At 69.7% G+C, this 19,823-nt stretch carries 14 protein-coding genes; 9 read left to right on the top strand and 5 right to left on the bottom strand.

The genetic code is table 11. The features are described 5' to 3' along the window. Window positions 1–14: 14 nt before the first annotated feature. The 5 genes from ACIBBB_RS25525 to ACIBBB_RS25505 all read left to right on the top strand — a co-directional run bounded on the left by ACIBBB_RS25525 (window position 15) and on the right by ACIBBB_RS25505 (window position 6,904). Window positions 15–992 carry a transcriptional regulator gene (locus tag ACIBBB_RS25525; protein WP_398985790.1) on the top strand — a complete coding sequence of 326 codons (978 nt, stop codon included), beginning with the start codon at window positions 15–17 and terminating at the stop codon, window positions 990–992. A gap of 97 nt (window positions 993–1,089) precedes the next feature. After that, on the top strand, window positions 1,090–1,836 hold the full coding sequence (locus ACIBBB_RS25520; RefSeq protein ID WP_398985788.1) for a class I SAM-dependent methyltransferase: 747 nt from the start codon (window positions 1,090–1,092) through the stop codon (window positions 1,834–1,836). A gap of 89 nt (window positions 1,837–1,925) precedes the next feature. Continuing rightward, window positions 1,926–3,356, top strand: a complete 1,431-nt coding sequence (locus tag ACIBBB_RS25515) for an NAD(P)/FAD-dependent oxidoreductase (RefSeq protein WP_398985786.1) — start codon at window positions 1,926–1,928, stop codon at window positions 3,354–3,356. Between the two features lie 165 nt (window positions 3,357–3,521). Beyond that, entirely contained in the window at window positions 3,522–5,120 is a 1,599-nt protein-coding gene (locus tag ACIBBB_RS25510) for an ABC transporter transmembrane domain-containing protein (RefSeq protein ID WP_398985784.1), read from the top strand. Then, window positions 5,117–6,904, top strand: a complete 1,788-nt coding sequence (locus ACIBBB_RS25505) for an ABC transporter ATP-binding protein (RefSeq protein WP_398985782.1) — start codon at window positions 5,117–5,119, stop codon at window positions 6,902–6,904. The genes ACIBBB_RS25510 and ACIBBB_RS25505 overlap by 4 nt, the downstream gene beginning before the upstream one ends. A 221-nt stretch (window positions 6,905–7,125) precedes the next feature. On the opposite strand, the gene ACIBBB_RS25500 is transcribed toward ACIBBB_RS25505, so the two are convergent. From ACIBBB_RS25500 to ddaH, 5 genes are all read right to left on the bottom strand, one after another. Further along, window positions 7,126–8,064, bottom strand: coding sequence for a RimK family alpha-L-glutamate ligase (locus ACIBBB_RS25500; RefSeq protein WP_398985781.1), 939 nt, complete (start codon window positions 8,062–8,064; stop codon window positions 7,126–7,128). A gap of 24 nt (window positions 8,065–8,088) precedes the next feature. Next, window positions 8,089–9,183, bottom strand: coding sequence for a DUF1611 domain-containing protein (locus ACIBBB_RS25495; protein ID WP_398985779.1), 1,095 nt, complete (start codon window positions 9,181–9,183; stop codon window positions 8,089–8,091). 113 nt (window positions 9,184–9,296) lie between these two features. Beyond that, complete coding sequence (locus ACIBBB_RS25490; RefSeq protein ID WP_398985777.1) at window positions 9,297–11,192, bottom strand: condensation domain-containing protein; 1,896 nt, start codon at window positions 11,190–11,192, stop codon at window positions 9,297–9,299. Window positions 11,193–11,830: 638 nt separating this feature from the next. Next, window positions 11,831–12,697, bottom strand: a complete 867-nt coding sequence (locus ACIBBB_RS25485; protein WP_398985775.1) for a thioesterase II family protein — start codon at window positions 12,695–12,697, stop codon at window positions 11,831–11,833. An 82-nt stretch (window positions 12,698–12,779) separates the two neighbouring features. After that, entirely contained in the window at window positions 12,780–13,622 is an 843-nt protein-coding gene (gene ddaH, locus ACIBBB_RS25480; RefSeq protein ID WP_398985773.1) for a dimethylargininase, read from the bottom strand. A 782-nt stretch (window positions 13,623–14,404) separates the two neighbouring features. On the opposite strand from ddaH, the gene ACIBBB_RS25475 reads away from it, so the two are divergent. From ACIBBB_RS25475 to ACIBBB_RS25460, 4 genes are read left to right on the top strand one after another with little or no spacing between them, the layout of a single operon-like run. Next, entirely contained in the window at window positions 14,405–14,635 is a 231-nt protein-coding gene (locus ACIBBB_RS25475; RefSeq protein WP_398985771.1) for a phosphopantetheine-binding protein, read from the top strand. Then, a complete protein-coding gene (locus tag ACIBBB_RS25470) occupies window positions 14,632–15,882 on the top strand; it encodes a cytochrome P450 (RefSeq protein WP_398985769.1) in 1,251 nt (416 codons plus the stop codon). The genes ACIBBB_RS25475 and ACIBBB_RS25470 overlap by 4 nt, the downstream gene beginning before the upstream one ends. After that, window positions 15,879–16,616 carry a thioesterase II family protein gene (locus ACIBBB_RS25465; protein ID WP_398985767.1) on the top strand — a complete coding sequence of 246 codons (738 nt, stop codon included), beginning with the start codon at window positions 15,879–15,881 and terminating at the stop codon, window positions 16,614–16,616. Before ACIBBB_RS25470 ends, ACIBBB_RS25465 begins: the two co-directional genes overlap by 4 nt. A gap of 52 nt (window positions 16,617–16,668) precedes the next feature. Next, window positions 16,669–19,788 carry a type I polyketide synthase gene (locus tag ACIBBB_RS25460; protein WP_398985765.1) on the top strand — a complete coding sequence of 1,040 codons (3,120 nt, stop codon included), beginning with the start codon at window positions 16,669–16,671 and terminating at the stop codon, window positions 19,786–19,788. Window positions 19,789–19,823 lie beyond the last annotated feature (35 nt).

The raw sequence follows: 19,823 nt of genomic DNA, 5'->3' as shown, positions 1-19,823 counted from the left end.
TCGTGGGAACGGCCGTGCCAGCGGAGAAACCCGACCCGACCGGATCCGAGTACGTCGCGACGCTGTTCGAGAGGGTCGACCGGCTTCCGGCCCAGGCGGTGCCCATCGCCCGGCTCGGCGGCTCGCTGTCGGTGCGCGCGCAGGCCGAGGACGTCATCCATACCCGGCGGCTCGCCGACGCGGGCGCCGACATCCCGCCGATCCTGGTGCACCGGCCGACCTTGAAGATCATCGATGGCCTGCACCGGATGCGTGCGGCGGTCCTCAACGGCCGGGGGACCGTCGAGGCCAGGTTCTTCGACGGGACGGAGCACGACGCGTTCCTGCTCGCGGTGGCGGCCAACGTGAAGCACGGCCTGCCGCTCAACGCCGGCGAACGCCACGAGGCAGCGCAGCAGATCGCCGCCCTGCACCCCGGCTGGTCGAACCGGGCCATCGCGGCCGTGGCGGGCGTCTCGCCGCACCGGGTCGCGGAGATCCGCCGCCGTACCGGGACGCCCGGCACGGCCGCCACCATCGGGCTGGACGGCAGGAGCCGACCGGTCGACGGCTCGGAGGGCAGACGGCGGGCGGCCGAGCTGTTCCTGGACAACCCCGGGTACACGGTCCGTGAGGTGGCACGCCGCGCCGCCATCTCGCCGTCGACCGCGGCGGACGTCAGGTCCCGCATCGCGCAGGGCGACGACCCGCTGCCGCCCCGGATGCGCGGCGGCGAGCAGGACGCGGCGGGTTCCGAGAGCCTGGCGGCGCTCTTCGACGTGCTGCGCCGGGATCCGTCGCTGCGGTTCAGCGAGTCGGGCCGCACGCTGCTGCGGATGTTCGAGTCGTGCACCCGTGTCGACCAGCAGCACGACCAGATCCTGCACCACCTGCCCGCCCACCGCGCCGACACCATCGGCCGGCTCCTGCTCGCCTGTGCGGAGAGCTGCCTCGCCATGGCCGAGGAACTGCGCACGGCCCAGCGCGCACCGCGCCGGACCTCCGTCTCCTGATGCCACCCCCGTCCCTACCCCTGCGGCGCCCGGGCCATTAGGGTCACGTGCGCAAACCGGCCAACACATCGTTGCAAGACGGGAGTTCGAGTAGCACATGATCGATGACGGGTTCATGCGCGCCGTCTCCGGGCTGATCGTCCCGGAAATGGGCACGGACGCCACCGCGAACCTCCTGTACTGGCTCATCCGCACCACCCGCCCGCAGAGCGTCCTCGAAGTGGGCATGGGCTACACGACTCCGTTCCTGGCCCAAGCCCTGGTGGACAACGCCGAGGCGTACGAGTCGGAGAAGGCACTGCTCGACGACCCGCGGGGCGCCGAGACCCAGCCGATGGCGCACCGCGCGTACTACGACGAGCCCTACCGGCCCCAGCTGGTCTGCATCGATCGCATGACGGACCCGACGTCCTCGGCGACGCGGGTCCTCGACGTCCTCGACGAGCGCGGGCTCACCGGCGTCACGTCGGTGATCGAGGCTGATCTGCGCGAGGCGGCCGAGCAGGTGCGTGAGCGCCTCGGGCTGGTGGACTTCGCGTGGATCGACACCTGGGACACCCTTGCCTTCCTGCGACAGTACTGGCAGTTGATCAATCCGGCCGGCGGGGTGCTCGCCATCCACTATCTGATGACCTATCCCCAGGGCCGCGCGATCCTTGAGTACGCGAAGTCGCTCGCCGGTCCGGACGGCGGGAAGCTGGAGATCACCAATCTCCGTGAGCCGCACCGGTTCGGGCAGAACAGCACGACGCTCATCCGCCGGGTCCGGGACTACGCCGACCCCGAGGACCTCAGGCCGCAGGGGACCGAGAACGACCCGGTCGACGTCCTGGCGCGGGGCTGAGCACCCGGCGCCGCGAGGTTCCCGTACCACCAACTTTCGTTCCGTCAGATTTCGTTCTGTCAGCCAGCCATGCGAGTCGAGGAGTGGGAATGCCGAGCAGTCATGACGTGATTGTCGTCGGGAACGGCGCACTGGGATCGTCCATCGCCTTCGAACTCGCCCGCCGGGGGACCGATGTGGCCCGGGTCGGGGGCGGAGCCCGGCGGCACGCGGCCTCCACGGCTGCCGGTGCGATGCTCGGCTGCTTCGGGGAGGTGACGGAGCCCCTGATGGCCACGGAGCACGGGCGCTCGAAACTCTCCCTGGACCGCCAGGCCCGGGAGCTCTGGACCGGCTGGCTCGACGAGCTCTCGTCGTATTCCGGTGACGAAACCGGCCTCGTCACCGCGGACGGCACCTTCGTCTTCCTGAATTCCGTCGGCACGTCGGCGATCGACACGACCAATTTCGCCGTCATCCAGTCGGCTCTGACCCAGTACGACGAACCGTACGAACTGGTCGATGCGGAAAGCATCGACTGGATGCGGCCGAACGAGCTGTTCCGCCCCCTTCAGGCGCTTTTCATGCCCCGCGAGCACGCCGTCAACACCACCCGCCTCTTCCAGAAGCTGGACGCGGCCTTCATCAAGGCGAAGGGCCGGATCGTCGAGGAACACGTCACCACGCTCGTGACCGACGGCGACCGCGTGACGGGCGTGGTGCTCGCCGACGGCGGGACGCTCACCGCACGGCATGTGATCGTGGCCGCCGGCGCGCACTCGGTGGGTCTGCTCGCCGGCCTGGAGGACGTGCACCGCAGGATCCCGCCGATGGTGAGCGGATATGGCGTCTCCGCGCTGGTGCGCACCCAGGACCGTTCGCTGCCCCGTTCGGTTCTGCGGACGCCGAACCGTGCGCTCGCCTGCGGCCTGCACTGTGTGCCGCGCGGCGACGGGTTGCTCTACCTCGGCGCGACGAACATCATCTCCGACACCCCGCGTGAGCACCCCGACCTCAAGGACCTCAAGTTCCTGGTCGACTGCGCCATCGACCAACTCCACACCGGTCTGGAGGATGCCGCCCTGGTGGCCCCCCAGGTCGGCAACCGGCCCATCCCCGCCGACGGCTACCCCCTGTTCGGGGCCACCGGAGTGGACGGGCTGTGGCTGGCGAGCGGCACTTACCGCGACGGCCTGCACCAGTCGCCGCTGCTCGCCAGGGAAATGGCGGACCTCATCGAGAAGGGCACCGGAACGGTCACCGAACTCGCCGACTTCGCCCCGGTACGCGCCCCGCTCGCCCCCGGAACCCGCGACGAGGTCGTGGCCAACGCGGTGGCCCACATGGTGGCCACCGGATACGAGCGCAAATGGAGCATCACCGGCGAGTGGACCGCAATCATCGAGGAAGCGCTGACCGAGAAATACCGGACGAGGGCCCAGGAACTCGATGCGGAATTTACCCCTCCGGCGGAGTTCCTGGTGACCATGAACGACCATAAGCGGGCGGCGCTGCAACGATATTATGCCGCGTGGCGATAGGGCGCGGGGGCCAGGCGGGCTCGCGGGCATAAAACCTCTTACAACGAAGTTTCTTGGTGGCCCATGCGAGATCTTCCCTCCGGTGAGGAAATACCGGACTGTAGTTCCCCACACCGTTTCCTTCTGGGACTTGCGAAGGATCTGCGTACTCCGATCGCTCTCGGCGTGTTCTACGGGATCGTCACCATGCTGGCGCGTTCCTGCGTGCCGCTCGTGACCGGTCTCATCATCGACAGGGGCATCCTCGGCCACAGCCAGAAGGCGTTGCTGACCTGGGGCGCGGTGATGTTCGCCGTCGTTGTGCTCCAGGCGGCGACGACCACGCTCCAGGAGCGCTGCGACTGGGCGAACACCATGCGCGCCTCCTTCCGGACGATGCAGCTGGTCAACCGGCACGCGGCCCGTCTCGGCGCGACCCTGCGCGAGCGGACCTCCGCGGGCGAGGTGATGAACATCGGGGTCGGCGACATCACGCCGATCGGCTCCGCGCTGGCGGCGACCTCCCGGGGCGCCGGAGCCATCGTCGGCGTGGTCGTCGTCGCCGTCATCATGCTGACCTCCGCCTGGCAGCTCGGGCTGATCGTGCTGCTCGGCACCCCGCTGATCGTCTGGCTGCTCACCAAGATCCTGCTGCCCGTGAGGCGCAGGTTGCGGGAGGCGCGTGCACAGCAGGGCGCCCTGTCGGAGATCGCGGTCGACATCGCGGGCGGACTGCGGGTGCTGCGCGGTGTCGGCGGCGAGGAGCACTACGCACAGCTCTTCAGGACCGAGTCGCAGCGCGCCCGGGTGATAGCGACCGACGTGGCGCGGGTGCAGGGCGGTGTCGCCGGTGTGCGGACCGTGCTCACCGGCGTGTTCTCGCTGGCCGTGGTCTGGCTCGCCGCACGCCTGGTGCTGTCCGGCCAGCTGCAGGTCGGCGAGCTGGTCGCCTTTTACGGGTACACCGTCTTCCTCACCACCCCACTGCGCTGGATCACCGACTCGGTCGATCACCTGAACCAGGGCAGGGTCTCCGCCGACCGGGTCCGTACGTTCCTGACGCTGGAGCGGAACCTGCCGGACGGTCAGGAGGGCCGGGAGCCCGCGGCCGGGGCCGAGCTGGCGGACCCGGAGTCAGGCCTCGCCTTTCCCTCCGGCACGTTCCACGCGGTGGCCTGCGCCGCCCCGTCCGACGCCGCGGCCCTCGGCGACCGGCTGGGACGGTACGTCGACTCCGCGGCCACCGCCGACGGCACCCCGCTGGCGGACCTGTCCCTGGCAGCCGTACGCGAGCGTGTGCTGATCGTGCGCAACGACGACTACCTCTTCGCGGGAGTCCTCGGCCACGAACTGGATCCCACCCGCCGGGCTTCGCAGGAGCAGGTACGGGACGCCGTAGCGACCGCGTCCGCGCTGGAGATCATCGACGTCCTGCCGACGGGCCTGGAGAGCGAACTGCAGGCCGGCGGCGGGAACTTCTCGGGCGGCGAGCGCCAGCGGCTGCGGCTGGTCCGGGCGCTGCTCGCCGATCCGGAGATCCTGGTCATGATCGAGCCGACCAGCGCCCTGGACGGGGTGACCGAGGCGAAGGTGGCGCAGCAGCTGCGGGACCGGCGCACGGGCCGGACGACAGTGGTGTTCACCACCAGCCCGGCCGTCCTGGGCGTCGCCGACCGGGTCTGGTACGTGGAGGACCGCAAGGTGACCGCCTCCGGCACGCACGAGACCCTGCTGAGGAACACGCGCTACGAGTCGCTGGTGACAAGAGGAGTTGATCTGGCGTGACCGCGCTGCCCGTTGCGTCGCGGAAGACAGTGCGCAGCTACGCCCGCAGAGTCGTGCTCAAGCACCCGAAAGAGCTGGCCCTGGCGCTGGCCATGCAGGCCCTGACAGCGGCGTGCGCGCTCGTCACGCCCTGGCTGCTGGGCCGCCTGGTGGAGCAGGTGCAGGACGGGGTCGACCGGGTCACGGTGATGGCGCTGCTGATCATCGCCTTCCTGCTGCTGCAGGCCCTCACGCTGGGCCTGGCCACCTACTTCACATCCCGGCTGGCCGAGAAGGTCGTCGCCGAGCTGCGGGAGGACTTCGTACGTGACGTCCTCGACCTGCCGCTGGCCACGGTCGAGAGCGCCGGGGCCGGCGACCTTGTCAACCGCTCCACGCGGGACGTCGACGTACTCGCCCAGGCCGCCCGGGTGAACGTGCCGAGCACGCTGGTCACGCTCACCACCATGGTGGTGATGATCGGGGCCCTGCTGCTTGTGGGCTGGGTGATGATCTTCCCGTGCCTGCTGGCGGTGCCGGTCCTGTGGCCGATCGCCCGCTGGTACCTGTCCCGGGCGCGGGACGGCTACCTCCGTGAGCGGGCGTCGTATGCCAAGGCGACCGAGTCCCTGGGCGAGACGAGCGCGGGTGCGAGGACCGTCGAGTCCCTGGGCCTTGGCTCCTGGCGCGCCCGGCGGCTCCGTGAGGACATCGGGATCGCGTACGCCGCCGAGAGATACACGCTGCATCTGAGGTCCGTGTTCCTGCCGGTCACCGACACGGCCATCGCCATTCCCACGGTCGCCACCGTCGTCCTCGGCGGGCTGTTCTACGAGCACGGCTTGGTGTCGTTGGCCGGGATCACCGCCGCGACCCTCTACACCCAGCAGCTCGCGGGCCTCATCGACGTGCTGCTCTACAACCAGGACAAGCTCCAGCTCGCCGGTGCGTCCGTGGCCCGTCTGCTGGGCGTCGCGCAGGAGCGGTCCGAGGGGGCGCGCGGGCCGTCCGGGCCGCGCCGTGTTCCGGCCGCCGCCTCGCGGGACATCGAGGTGCGGGGGGTCTGCTACGGGTACACGGCGGACCACGACGTCCTGCACGACGTGAGTTTCATGGTGGGCGAGGGAGAGCGGATCGCCGTCGTCGGCCCGTCGGGTGCCGGCAAGACCACGCTGGGCCGGCTGCTCGCCGGGATCGACATACCGCGCACGGGCACCGTCTCGCTCGGTGGCGTGCCGCTGAGCGACATCCCCCGTGCCGAACTGCGCTCGGAGATCGCGCTGGTGACGCAGGACTACCACTTCTTCAAGGGGTCGGTCCGGGACAATCTGCTCCTTGCCAAGCCGTCCGCGGGCGACGACGAGCTGCGGGAGTGCCTGGAGGCGGTCGGCGCCTGGAACTGGGTGTCCGATCTGGGCCTCGACACCCGGCTGGGCAGCGGCACTCGGGAGATCTCCCCCGCCGAGGCGCAGCAGGTGTCGCTGGCCCGGCTGGTGCTCAGCGACCCACACACCCTGGTACTCGACGAGGCGACGTCGCTGCTCAACCCCAAGGTGGCGAGGAACCTGGAGCGCTCGCTCGCCGCGCTGCTGGCCGGCCGCACGGTGATCTCGATCGCCCACCGGCTGCACACCGCCCATGACGCGGACCGGGTGATCGTGATGGCGGAGGGCCGGGTCGTGGAGACGGGGTCCCATCAGGAGCTGCTCGCCGCGTCCGGCCCGTACGCCGCCCTGTGGAACTCGTGGCAGGGCACAGGGGAACTGTCCACCATGCCCGTCGGGGAGCCGGCCGCCGGCAGTTGACGCGGGGGGGGGGGGGGGGGCCCCCCCGCCCCCCCCCCCCCCCCCCCCCCCCCCGCCCCCCCCCGGGGGGCCCCCCCCCCGGGGGGGGGCGGGTTGGGGCGGGGGGGTGGGGCCGGGCCGCCCGGGGGGGGGGGGGGGGCGGCGGCGGGCTGGGGGGGGGGGGGGGGGGGGGGGGGGGGGGGGGGGGGCGGGCGCCCCCCCCCCCCCCCCCCCCGCGTCCGCTACCTCCGCTGCCCCGCCAGGTGTGCCCGTACATAGGGGAGTGCCGTGGTCTCCTCAAACGATCCGGGGGAGAACGCGGGGTGCACGTTGGCCTCGAAGACGACACCGCCGCCTTCCGGGGCCAGATCGACACCGGTGAACGGCAGCCCCATGGCCTTCGCGGAGGCGACGGCCAGCCGGCAGAGTCCGTCCGGCCATGCGTCGGTCGCCAGCGGCTCCACGGCTGCCCCCTGTGATTCGTTGCAGGGGGCGTCCGGGTCGTCCTGGACGTGCTCACAGACCTGGAGCACGGTGCCGTTCAGGACGATGATGCGGAACTGGTGCCGCTTTCCCCGCGCGTTGAAGTTGAGGGCGTCACGCGCCATCAGCCATTTCCGTTCCGCGTCGCCGTAGTACGCGGCCGCGCGGCGGAGCTGGGACGTCGAGGTGATGTGGAAGACGTCCGCACCGCCCATGCCGACCGCAGGCCGGGCCCATACGTTCCCGCCGAGCCGCCGGAAGGCGTCGAGTGCCTCCGCATCACCGGGCCCGTCGAGTACGACGGTCTCCGCGTAAGGAATGCCGTGCCGTGTGAACCTGTCCACCATCAGGTCCTTCTCGGTGGCCGCACGCCAACGCTCCGGAGCGGTGGCCAGCGGCCATGCGGCCTGCCGGTGCAGCACGTGCTGCACGTCCTCGAAGTCCCGCCGCCTCTCAGGCGGTATCTCATAAACGATGACGACGGAGGCCATCACCGGCCCCTCGGCCAGTGGCGTGGTGATGCTCAATCCCTTCGGCGCGCTCTCCACGCGACCTCCGCCACCGGGGAAGAAGTTCTGGGCGTCGACGAGTACGGGAGATCTCCCGGTGCAGTGCTTGACCGCGTCGACCAGATACTCCCGGCTTCCTTCCATCGAACTGTGATCGGTGATCAGCACCGGTCCCGCCTCGCTGTCCATCCAGGCCTCCGTCGTCGGATCCGTTCACTGAGACGCTTGGTCCCCGGCCCCCGGGCGGGTGCCGCCCGGGAAACCCGGGAGGGCGTCGAGCAGCGGGCCTGCGCCGAAGCGCACGACGTCCGTCACGGGGAGCCCGGTCTCCCAGCCCGTCCTGTCGATGGTCTTCCGCGCCTCGGCGTCGTCGAGCCCTGCGGTGTTGAGAGAGATCGCGACGACCCGGCTGCTGCGTCCGTGGTGCAGCCAGTTCACGGCTGTCTCGTTCATCTCCACCAGTTCGGTCAGCGGCGGGATACGGCAGTTGTCGTAATGCCGGACGTGGGAGTCGGCAACGCGGTGGCACAGGACCATGAAGTCGGGAAGCGCGCCGTGCAGCAGTCCCAGGGTGAGCCCTGTGGCTATGGGGCTGTTCAGTGCGGCCTGGCCCTCGACGAAGACCCAGTCACTGCGTTCCGAGGCGCTGCGCACCGCCTCGTCCATGTAGCCGTTGAGGAAGTCGCTCCTGATGGCGTCCGCGGGAATGCCGGAATGAGCGATCATTATGCCGATCTGTCCCGTGGCGACGAACTCGGAACCGACCCCGCGGAGTTGCGCCGTGCGATGCATCTCCAGTGTGGTGGTCATCTTGCCGACGTATGTGTCGCTGCCGACCGTCAGGACCACGTTGGTCCCGGGCCGGCGCGGCAGATACCGGGCCGAGCGCGCGCCCTCGGGCGGCTTGCGCACATCCCACAGGGCGACCCCCTTCGCCGCGGCGAGAGCGGAAAGCTCGGGGTCGTTGCCGAGGAAGTAGTGGAGGCCGCTGATCACGTGGAGGCCGTGTCCCACGGCCGTGCGGACGGCCTCCCGGAGTTTCGGGGGAAGCTCGGAATGCATGGGTTCGAGGCCCAGCAGCAGCGTGTCCGGTCCGTAAGCCAGGGCGGCCGCCAGGTCGGGCACGATGGGCACCCGGGCGGACAGCTTCGCGCGGAGGACGGCCGCCGGGTCCTGGCCGCTGGTGCGGCTGTCGATGATGCAGACGACATGCTCGCCCCGGTACCGCAGGACCCCCTCGGTGGTCTTCGAGTCCTGCCAGGCGAACTCACTATCGACATAAATCGCGATCTTCTCTGACTTGATCATTTTCGTCCACTGTGACGGATCCGGCTCGACCACCGGCTCCGCCTCCTGAGTGAGTGGGGTCCCGGGCGAGCCGGGTAGCCCCAGGGCTGTCGCGGGGGTGCTACAGGGGGCGTTCAGTCCAAATAGCTGGCGCCGTCGAGGTGCGGGCCGTTGCGGGGCGCAAGGCCGCGGGCGGCGCCGCGCAGCGTGCAGGCGGAGTTCAGGTGGTGTGATCTGAGGCCTACGAGGCCCCGTCTGGCCAGTGCCTCGACGACCGCGGGGCCAAGGATGACGCGGCCACCCGCGGCCACGTAGGTCTGTGCCACGCTGTCGACCTCATGGCCGTGCGTCTCGCGGATCGCCTCGCACAGCTCCTGTTCCGCCCGGGTGACCGGAGCCATCGGCGACGGTTTTGGGGGCGGTCGCCAGCCCTCCGCGGGAACCTCCGGCGGCCACCATCCCGACGCGTCGTCCTCCGGTACGTAACGCTGCGGTGCCGCCACGTCCAGGTGGTCGTGGAGCATGCCGCACACATGGTCGTGGACGTCGGTGAGCGGGGTGCCGGGTGTCAGTGCCACCCGGGCCAGCAGCTCGCCGGCCTCGACGCACACCCGCGCCGCGCGCACGCCCGGTGCGCCCTCCAGAACCCGCCGGAGGGTGTCGGGCGCTACCCAGTTCCCGCCGGTCCACCAACTGTCTGTCACCATGCCGAGGTCCGGCGGCAGCAGCACATCGGCGTCGCCGACCCGGGCCGTGGGCCGGTCGGCCATGAACTGCAGCAGGTCGGGCAGGACATCGGCGAAGGAGTGCGCAACACGCCGCGGCAGCATCGCGGCGTCCACGTCCAGGTCCAGCACGACCGTGTCGCCCCGCACATAGACGTAGACCATGAAGAGCCACGGCCGCCCGTTCACCTCCCAGGTGTCGCTGCGGGCGGCGATCCGGCCCGTGGACCCGGCTGGTCCGGCGGCGCCGGCGCCCCGGGACACCCCCTGGTAGTTGAAGCAGGGCGGCATCACGAAGCCCACGCCGCGCTCAGCCAAGGTCTGGGCCCGCTCCTCCGGTGCGACGGGGCCGTGCCGTAGGTCCTCCTCGTAGGCGCGCAGCATCCCTGTGCACAGGCCGTGCAGGGCGTCCTCGAAGGAGGCGTCGTCCTCGATCGCCAGTGGGATTTCCATGGGCCGCATCTGGCATTCGATCCCGTGGTCCTGCTGCGTCCGGTTGGACACATAGTTCGCGAACAGCATGGTGCGCTGACCGTGGTACCGGCTGAGCAGCCAGGCGACGGCGAACAGGAACACCATCGGCCGGGTGGCCGGGCCCCCCGCGCAGATGCGGTCCACCACGGGGAGCAGGTCCTCGTACGTGGTGGACGACAGCAGGAACCGTTCGGGGCCCGGCTCTCCGGCGGAGGGCAGGGGAGCGGGTATCTGAGGTGTACGGACGGCCACGTCGGGGCCCCTGCGGCCGGGTGACGGGGGGCGGCCGGACTGCCGGAGCTCGGCCAGGGCCCGGTCAAGCGGCTGGGTGAGCGGTGCCGGGGTGTCGCCGCCATGTGCCAGGTCCAGCAGTTGCTGCTGCCAGTTCGCCAGTCCGGTGCCGTCGCTGACGATGTGGTCGAACACCAGGTTCAGGCAGCGGACCTCGGGGCCCTCGGTGAACAGCCGGACAGCCCACAGCGGCCCCACCCGGTCCACCCCCGCGATCATGGGCCCTTCCTCCTGGGCCCGCCGGAACGCATCGAGCTCGGACACCCTGCTCAAGGACACCGGCGGTCGGAACGTCTCATGGCCGAAAACGATCTGCACCGGAAGCCCGTCCGGGCCCATGACGAAGACGGTACGCAGAATCTCGTGCCGCTCGGCGAGTACGGTCAGCGCCCTGATGACGCCGTCCGTGGACAGGCCCGGGGGCATCTCCCACCATTTGGACCAGGTCGCGAAGAGCTCTCCCTGACCTCGCCAGTACGAGCGCAGCCAGGTGCGTTGCTGAGCCAGCGTCAGGGGGCCGCTGCGCACGATACTCGTCAAGGTCTGGCCTTTCTGGCTCCCCGGCCGGAACATCACACCCGTCGGCCGTACCAAGAAATTGAAGAGGTGTGGCGCACCGGCTATTCATGCATCGACCTCGGGCGCCATCCGTTTTTCATTCCGCTACGCGCCGTGCCCGTGAATTCAAGACGCAATTTCATGCTGGCATGGCCTCTGAGGCCAGTCAAGAGCCGCCAGGAGCAGCCAAAGAGGGCCGGCGATACCGCACGGACTGCAGAATTTCGTCCGTTTCGGGGTAAATTCCAGGCAGATGGCACGCCTCGGTGTGCGACAGCGGTAAAGCACTCCGCGGCAATGCGAATCTCTTGACGGTGCAGCCCGGATCTCCTATATTGCGATGAGGATTCATTCGCTTTCTTTCGCCTCTCGATTGCATTTCGCTGCACTGAGGTTTTCTCAACGGAATGAACTCTGTGAAGCGGGTTGAACGCCGCGTTCGTGGCCGCGATGCACTGCCCGGCCCGCGCCGTACAAGGCGGCCGCCGGCGGTTCACTCTCAGCCCTCTTGGCGTCGGTCAAACCGCTACCCTGCGCGTATCTCACACCCCACAGCTACCGACCCGACTCAGACCCAGCCCGGCGAGCGTCGCCTGCGCCACGTCGGCCACGCCGGCGTTCTACGGCTGGGGGAGCGGCAGTTGGAGAAGCGGCGCGAGGGCGGGGGCGGAGGCGGCCGGCGAGGCAGTCGGCCGTGGTTCGCCTTCCGCTGTGTCCCGTGCGGTGAAGGCCGTCAGATCCTGGAGGATGGCCCGGCCGACCTCGCGCTCGCGCGTCTGCAGGTAGAAGTGGCCGCCGTCGAAGAGCCGGGCGCTGTGTCGCCCGGTGGTGTACTCGGCCCACTTCCCGAAGCCGTCACGCGGCACACCGGCGTCCTGCTTCCCGCAGTAACTGCTGATGGGGCACCCGACTTTGTGGCCTGCGTGGTCCTGGTAGGTCTCGACGGCCTTGTAGTCGGCACGCAGCGAGGGAAGCGCCATGGCCAGCAGATCTTTGTCGGCGAGCAACTCGGGTGGTGTGCCTCCGAGTCCGGCGAGATGACCGGTGAACTGCTCGTCGTCCATGGTGTGGACCCTCCGGCCGAAGGGGACGGAAGGGGCGGCCCGGCCCGAGACGATCAGCCCTGCGAGCGGGCGCCCCCGGTGTCGTTCGAGCCGCAGCGCCACCTCGTAGGCCAGGAGGGCACCCATGCTGTGTCCGAAGAGGGCCAAGGGCCGGTTCCGCCAGGGGCGCAGGGCGTGCGCGGCGTGGTCCGCCATTCGCCGGAGATCGTCCACGGCGGGCTCGGCCAGCCGGTCCTGCCTGCCGGGGTACTGCGCGATCAGTACCTCGGCCGCGGCGGACAGCTCCGCGGAGAGGGGAAGATGCGCCGACGCCGAGCCGCCGGCGTGGGGGAAGCAGACCAGGGTCGGGCCGTCGGCTCCGGGGTCGTGGAACTGCCGAATCCACGCGTTGTGGACGGTTTTGTAACGGCGTGTGATGGTCATTGTTCCTCTCGCACCTCTCAGCGCGGCTGTCCCGCCGACGGGACAGCCCGCGGACCGCACCGCCCTCACGCGGCTGTGCGCCTCACTCCCGGAGTTCGAGTGTGCAGCACTTGACGCTGCCTCCGGCCTTCAGCAGCTCGTTCAGATCGGCGCCGACAGGATGGTAGCCGCGCTCACGCAACCGCGCGGCGAGGCCTACGGCTGCCTGGGGCAGGACGACGTTGAAGCCGTCCGACAGCGCGTTGAGGCCGAACACGGCGGCATCGGCCTCCTCGGCGAGGATCGCGTCCGGGAACCGCTCGGCCAGCTCCGCCCGGCTCTGAAGGGAGAACGCTTCCGGGTAGTACATGATCTGCTCGTCCCCGAGCACGGACAGTGCCGTATCGAGGTGGTAGAACCGCGGATCGACGAGGGTCAGGCTGATCACAGGGCGCCCGAAGAATTCGCGCACCTCGTCGTGGGCCCGGGGGTCGGAGCGGAAGCCGGTGCCGGCCAGAATCGCCCCGCCGGTGAAGAGGAAGTCGCCCTCGCCCTCGTTGACGTACTCCGCCTGCCCGACCGTGGACCAGCCGCCGCGGCCGAACCACTCCAGGTAGGCCGCGGACTCGTCCCTGCGCTGAGGATGCCGAAAGCGCGCGACGAGCGCCTTGCCGTCCACGACGAGGGCGCCGTTCGCGGCGAAGACCATGTCGGGAAGTCCCGGTACGGGCTCGATCAGCTGTACGTCGTGGCCCAGGGTGACGAAGGTGTCGAACAGGCCTTTCCACTGCGCCAGTCCGGTCTGCGTCGAGGTGGGGCGGGCCGGGTCCATCCACGGATTGATCGAGTAGGTGACGTCGAAGTATATGGGGCGACACATCAGATAACGCCGGGGTGATGCCTTTCGCTGTTCGTACGTCGTCTGTTCCGCCTGTTCGTGCGGCACTTCAACTCCCTTCTGTCGGTGGAACTTCGAGAATTCAGGAACCCGTTCCGGAGCGGCTCCCGGAAGAGAAAGGAATAACGTAGCAAAACCAAAAGTCAATGCCCGCCCGGTCCAGGGCAGTTCGCGGCAGCCGTCCTGCGATTCGAGCGAGGCGCTGCGACACCATGACCCTGTTCGCCGAACCGACGATCGGTGGCCCGCTCGCGGACCTCGGGGGAGGGGGCCGGCTCGGCCGCAGCGTCTCCCGGAGGTGATCGACGGCGGCGCCGAGGCTGGGCCTTTCGCCGTACACCTTCCCGTGATTCCGGCTTCCGCATTACTGTCCTGTCGGCGGGACAACCGGTGCCCGGCGGGATACCCGTATCGTCGTCTCTTGCACTGTGTTTCTCCGGTCATTTACCTTGGCCTCACGATGGCCCGCCGGACGGGCCGGTGAAGAAGAGGTGCTTTCCACCTCGGGAGCGGCGACGCCGCGGCGCGAGTCAATTCCCGTACGGCCTGTGAGCGTCGGACACCATGCGGCACGGGTAAGCAGCGGATATTCACGAGATACTCGTTCCGGCCATTCAAAGGATTTTGTCTCGCCGGCGGGACAGCGGAAAGGGCTCCCAGCAGCCGTGTTGGTGGTGACGGGTCCGAGGGCCGGGCCGGCAATGGCGTGGGCGGGAGATCCCGTCCGGCGGAGGAAGGGAAGGCTGGCAATGGAATTGCCGCCGCAGGTTTACCAGCGAGGTGGACAGGACGAAGCGTCAGAGCGGCAGGCCGCGCCTTCGAGTGTGCCGGTGTCACTCGTGGAGGAGATCTCGGCGCTGTGGGGGGAGTACCTGGACGGCCGTGAAGTCGGGCCGGACGACGACTTCTTCGCGCTCGGCGGCAATTCGCTGATCGGGATAAGGATCATCGACCGGGTGTCCCAGGACTACGGTGTCGAGCTGTCCGTGCGCGCCTTCTACCTGGCGCAGACCCCGGCCCGGGTCGCCGAGCTGATCGAGCAGGAGAGGACACGGACGTGAGGTTGACGCCGGGCCCCGCGCGCGATGTCGACCTCGATCGCGTCGACCTGTTCGACCTGGACCTCTACACCTCGGGCGATCCGCACCCGATCTGGGACGTGATGCGGGCGAAGGCGCCCCTGCACCACCAAGTCCTGCCGGACGGCCGGGAGTTCTGGTCGGTGACCCGCTACGACGACGTCTGCCGGGTGCTCGGCGACCACCGGGAGTTCACCTCGGAGCGCGGCACGGTGGTCACACACCTCGGGGTGGACGACGTCGCCGCCGGCAAGCTGATGACGTCCACCGACCCGCCGCGGCACACCCAGGTCCGCAGGGCGATCGGCGCCAAGCTCACCGCGCGGGCCTTGGCGCCCTGGGAGGACCGGATCCGGCAGGCGATCGTGCGCTTCCTTGAGCCGGCTCTCGACGGCGGCACCTTCGACCTGGCCGAGCAGGCGCTGCTCCTGCCGGCGATCGTCACGGGCCCGCTTCTGGGGATCCCGGAGCGGGACTGGGCCGAACTCGTGCAGCTGACCGCGATGGTGACGGCCCCTTCGGACCCGCACTTCCAGTACGGCAGTGAAGCCGCGACGCTGGCCATCTCCCACCACGAGCTGGTCACTTACGTCACCGAGTGGGTCAAACGGCGGCGATCGGCCGGAGGCGAGGACGGGAGCCTGCTCGACCACCTCATGAGCGTCCGCGTGGAGGACGCGCCGCTGACCGACGAGGAAATCGCCCTCGACGGCTACAGCATTCTCCTGGGCGCCAACGTGACGACGCCGCACACCGTCTCGGGCACGGTCCACGCGCTCATCGAGCGGCCCGAGCAGTTCGCGAAGGCGCAGGCAGACCCGTCGCTGGTCCCGAACCTCGCCGAGGAAGGACTGCGTTGGACATCGGCCGCCTGTAACTTCATGCGGTACGCGGTGAGTGACACCCGGATCGGCGGGGGCACGGTCCCGGCCGGCGGGGCGGTTGTCGCGTGGATCGGGTCGGCCAACCGGGACGAGTCCCAGTTCATCGACGCGCACGAGTTCGACATCACGCGCAGCGGCGCGAAGCGCCAGATCGCGTTCGGGTTCGGGCCCCACTTCTGCATCGGAGCACCGCTGGCCCGGCTGACCCTGCGCGTCTTCTTCGAAGAACTGCTCCAGCGCTTCGGATCGATCGAACTCGATGGCGAACCGCAGCACCTGCGCTCGTACTTCATCGCCGGTATGACCCACCTCCCCATCGTCGCCAAGAAACGAAAGACGCCATGACCTCCGGCTTCACCACCGCCACGTCGCCGTGGTTCGTCCGGCTGCGACCCACCGACCACCCCGCCCGGATCTTCTGCTTCCCCTTCTCCGGGTCCGGGGCTTCGGCCTTCAGCGCCTGGCCGGCCGCGATCGACGACGTCGAGGTCTGCCCGGTGCAGTTCCCCGGCCGCGAGAGCCGGATGGCCGAACCCCACTACGGCACCTACGAGAACCTCGCCGCCGGCCTGGTCGAGCCACTGGTCCCGCTGCTCGACCGGCCGTTCGCGTTCTTCGGGCACTGCGCGGGTGCGCTGCCCGCGTTCGAGACCGTGGTCCGGCTCGCCGAGCAGGGTCTGCCCCTGCCGGACCGCCTCTTCGTGTCGGGCCAGCCGGCACCGCACGAGGCCTCGCGCGACCGGATGCTCACCATGACGGAGTCCGAGCTGCGCACCGAGTTGGAGACGTTCCTCCGCGGCCGGGGGATCCAGCCGAGGCCGGACATGATCGACATGGGCATGGCCGTGCTGCTCCGTGATCACGCCGCCGCGGGTGAGTACCGGCGGGCGGAGCCGGTCGCGGTGCCGTGCCCCATCGTCGTACTGCATTGGCGGGACGACTCCGACGTGAGCCTCGACGACCTCGAGGGGTGGCGTCAGTACTCGGACTCGGTCGATATCCGGGTCGTCGACGGCGGCCACTACGACTTCATGAACGCGCCGGAAGAGCTACGGGAGTTGCTGACCTCTTGGCGGTGAAAGCAGCGCAGCCCGCACGAGCCGTACACCGAGGGAACCGGAAGGGATACGTATGAGTGGCGCAGCCACCGATATCGCCGTCATCGGGATGTCGTGCCGCTTCCCCGGCGTGCGCGACCTGGGTGAGTTCTGGCGCTTGCTGCTCGACGGGAAGTCGACCGTCGGAACGTTTCCCCAGCAGCGGGCGGCCGGCTCGAAGTACCCGTCCCACCCGGACGCCGCCACCGTGAACTCAGGCTCGTTCTTCGACTCCATCGACGGGTTCGACGCGGAGTTCTTCGGTACGGCTCCGGCGGAGGCGGCCGCCATGGACCCCGTGCAGCGGCTGGGATTGGAACTCGCCTGGGAGGCGGTCGAGGACGCCCGTGTTCCGGCGACCGCACTCGCGGGCCGCGAGATCGATGTCGTGGTCGGCGCGGCGTCCTCCGGGTACGAGCTGCTGCGCAAGCTGTCCGGCAGCGACCAGGATGACCACTACGCCGCGCTCGGCTCCAGCGGCGCGTTGGTCGCGAACCGGATATCGAGCCTGTTCGACCTCCGCGGCATGAGTTTCTGCGCGGACTCGGGTCAATCCTCGTCACTCGTGTCGTTGGCGCTGACCTGCGACCGGATACGGAGCGGCGCGGTCGACATGGCGGTCGCGGGCGGCGTGCACCTGATCGTCGACCCGGAAGCGGGCCTCGGCCTGGCGAATCTGGGCGCCTTGTCGCCGGACGGCCACTGCTTCCCCTTCGACGAACGCGCCAACGGCTTCATCCGGGGAGAGGGCGGGGCGTTCGTCCTGCTGAAGCGGCTCGACCACGCCGTCGCCGATGGTGATCACATCTACGCGGTGGTTCGCGGCTGGGGCGTCAGCAGCGGTGGTGCGTCCTCCCGGATGCCGGATCCCAGCCCCAGCGGGCAGGCGGCAGCCGTACTGTCCGCTCTCCGGCACGCCGCTGTTCCTTTCGACGGTGTCGACTACGTCGAGGCCCACGGCACTGGCACACGACTCGGCGATCCGGCTGAGCTGTCCGGTCTGCGCGAGGTGTTCCGGCAGACCGGCCGGAGCCGCACCCTGACGATCGGCTCGGTGAAGGCGAACGTCGGGCACCTGGAGCCGGCCGCGGGGATTGTCGGCTTCGTGAAGGCAGTGCTCTGCGTGGACCGCGCTCACCTGGTTCCGAATCGGAACTTCCGGGCTCCGAACCCCGCCGTTCCTGACTTCCAGAAGGACTTCGACGTGCTCCGGGCCCCGCGGCCCTGGCCGAGCTCCCCGGGCCGGCCGCGGCGGGCAGGGGTGTCGTCGGTCGGGATGGGTGGCACCAACGCGCACGTGCTCATCGAACAGGCTCCCGAGGAGCAGCCGGAACCCCGTTCCACGGGCGAGGACTTGCCCTCCGCGGTCGTTTCCGGGGTGGTGCCGTGGGTGCTGTCGGCCCGTACGGAGTCGGCATTGCGGGAACAGGCGGCGCGGTTGCGGGGTCTCGTGGCCGCGGACGCGTCGCTGTCGACGGCCGACGTGGGGCATTCGCTGGTGTCGACGCGGCCGTCTTTCGAGCACCGGGTGGTGGTACTGAGCGGCGACCGTGAGGAGGCGCTGACCGGTCTCGACCTGGTGGCGGCGGGCGGTGACGCGGCACGGGTGGTTCGCGGCGTCGCCGCGGGATCGCTGGGCCCGGTCGTCTTCGTGTTCCCCGGCCAGGGGTCGCAGTGGCTGGGCATGGGAAGACAGCTGTACGCGGAGTCGGAGGTCTTCGCGCGCGGCATCGACGAGTGCGCGCGTGCTCTGGAGCCCTGGCTGGACTGGTCACTGGTGGACCTGGTGACCGGTGCGGAGTCGGCGCCGTCGCTGGAGCGCGGGGACGCCGTGGTGCAACCCGCGTTGTTCGCGATGATGGTGTCCTTGGCGAGGGTGTGGCGGTCGCTGGGAGTGGTCCCCGATGTGGTGGTGGGGCACTCGCAGGGCGAGATCGCCGCGGCGTGCGCGTCGGGCGCCCTCTCCCTCGACGACGCGGCGCGGGTTGTCGCCCTGCGCAGCAGGGCTCTGACCGATCTGGTCGGCCTGGGCGGGCTGAATGCGGTGGCCGCGCCCCTCGCATGGGTCGAGGACCGATTGGGGCCGTGGTCGGGGCGGCTGTCCGTGGGCGTGGTCAACGGGCCGGCCTCCGTGGTGATCTCCGGGGACCTCGAAGCACTGGGCGAATTCGCCGCGATGGCGGCCGATGACGGTGTCCGGGTGCGCCGGATCAAGGTCGCGTACGCGTCCCACTCCCACCAGGTCGAACGCATCCGCGATCAGGTACTCAAGGCCGCCGCGGAGGTCGCACCGAGGGAAACAGCGGTGGAGTTCCACTCCACGGTCACTGGAGGACAGCTCGACCCCCGGAAGCTCGACGCCTCGTACTGGTACGACAATCTGCGCTCGACGGTGCGCTTCGGCGAGGTCGTCGAGCGCCTGATGCGTGACCGCGGTGGCGTGTTCGTGGAAATCAGTCCGCATCCGTTGCTCCAGGTGGCGATGGAGGAGACCGCCGACGCGCTGGCGACTTCACCGGTGGTGGTGGGCACCCTGCACAAGGACGACGGGAGTGCGGGCAAGATCCTTACATCGCTGGCCGAACTGCACGTGCGGGGTGTGCCAGTGAGCTGGGAAGCGGTGTTCGCCGCGGACCGGCCGCGCCGGATCGGCCTGCCGACGTACGCCTTCCAGCGGCGGCGCTACTGGCTGACAGCACCTGATGAAACCCGCACCACGCATACGGGCCCCTCCGTGCACGCGATCGGAGCAGGTGCTCACCAGCCCGCCGGCGTCGGCAGCAAGGCAGCGGACCTGAGTTCGGAGTCATCGGCGCTCGATCTTGTATGCGCCGAAACGGCGGTGGTGCTGAGCGACAAGGACGCGGGTCTGACGGGCGCCGATCTGGCGGCAAGGTCGACCGAAACTTTCAAGGATCTGGGTTTCGACTCCTCGATGGCCGTGCGGCTCCGCAACCGGCTTGCCACGGCGGCCGGTGTGCGGCTCCCGGCCACTGTCGCGTTCTCCTATCCCACTCCGCAATCGCTCGGCGGCCACATCTTCTCCCTCCTGGAACCGGAGGCGCCCGACGTCACGGAGGTGACGGGGGAAACGAGTCCGGAAAACCGGAGTGATGACGAATTGTACGAATTGATCGACCGCGGATATATGTAGCACCACCTGTTCGTCAAGCAACGTTGGGGGAGGCC

It is taken from the genome of Streptomyces sp. NPDC051217 (assembly GCF_044455465.1).
GTDB lineage: Bacteria > Actinomycetota > Actinomycetes > Streptomycetales > Streptomycetaceae > Streptomyces.
Note: the sequence above shows the minus strand (reverse complement) of the source record. Positions and strands in the feature narration are given on the sequence as shown.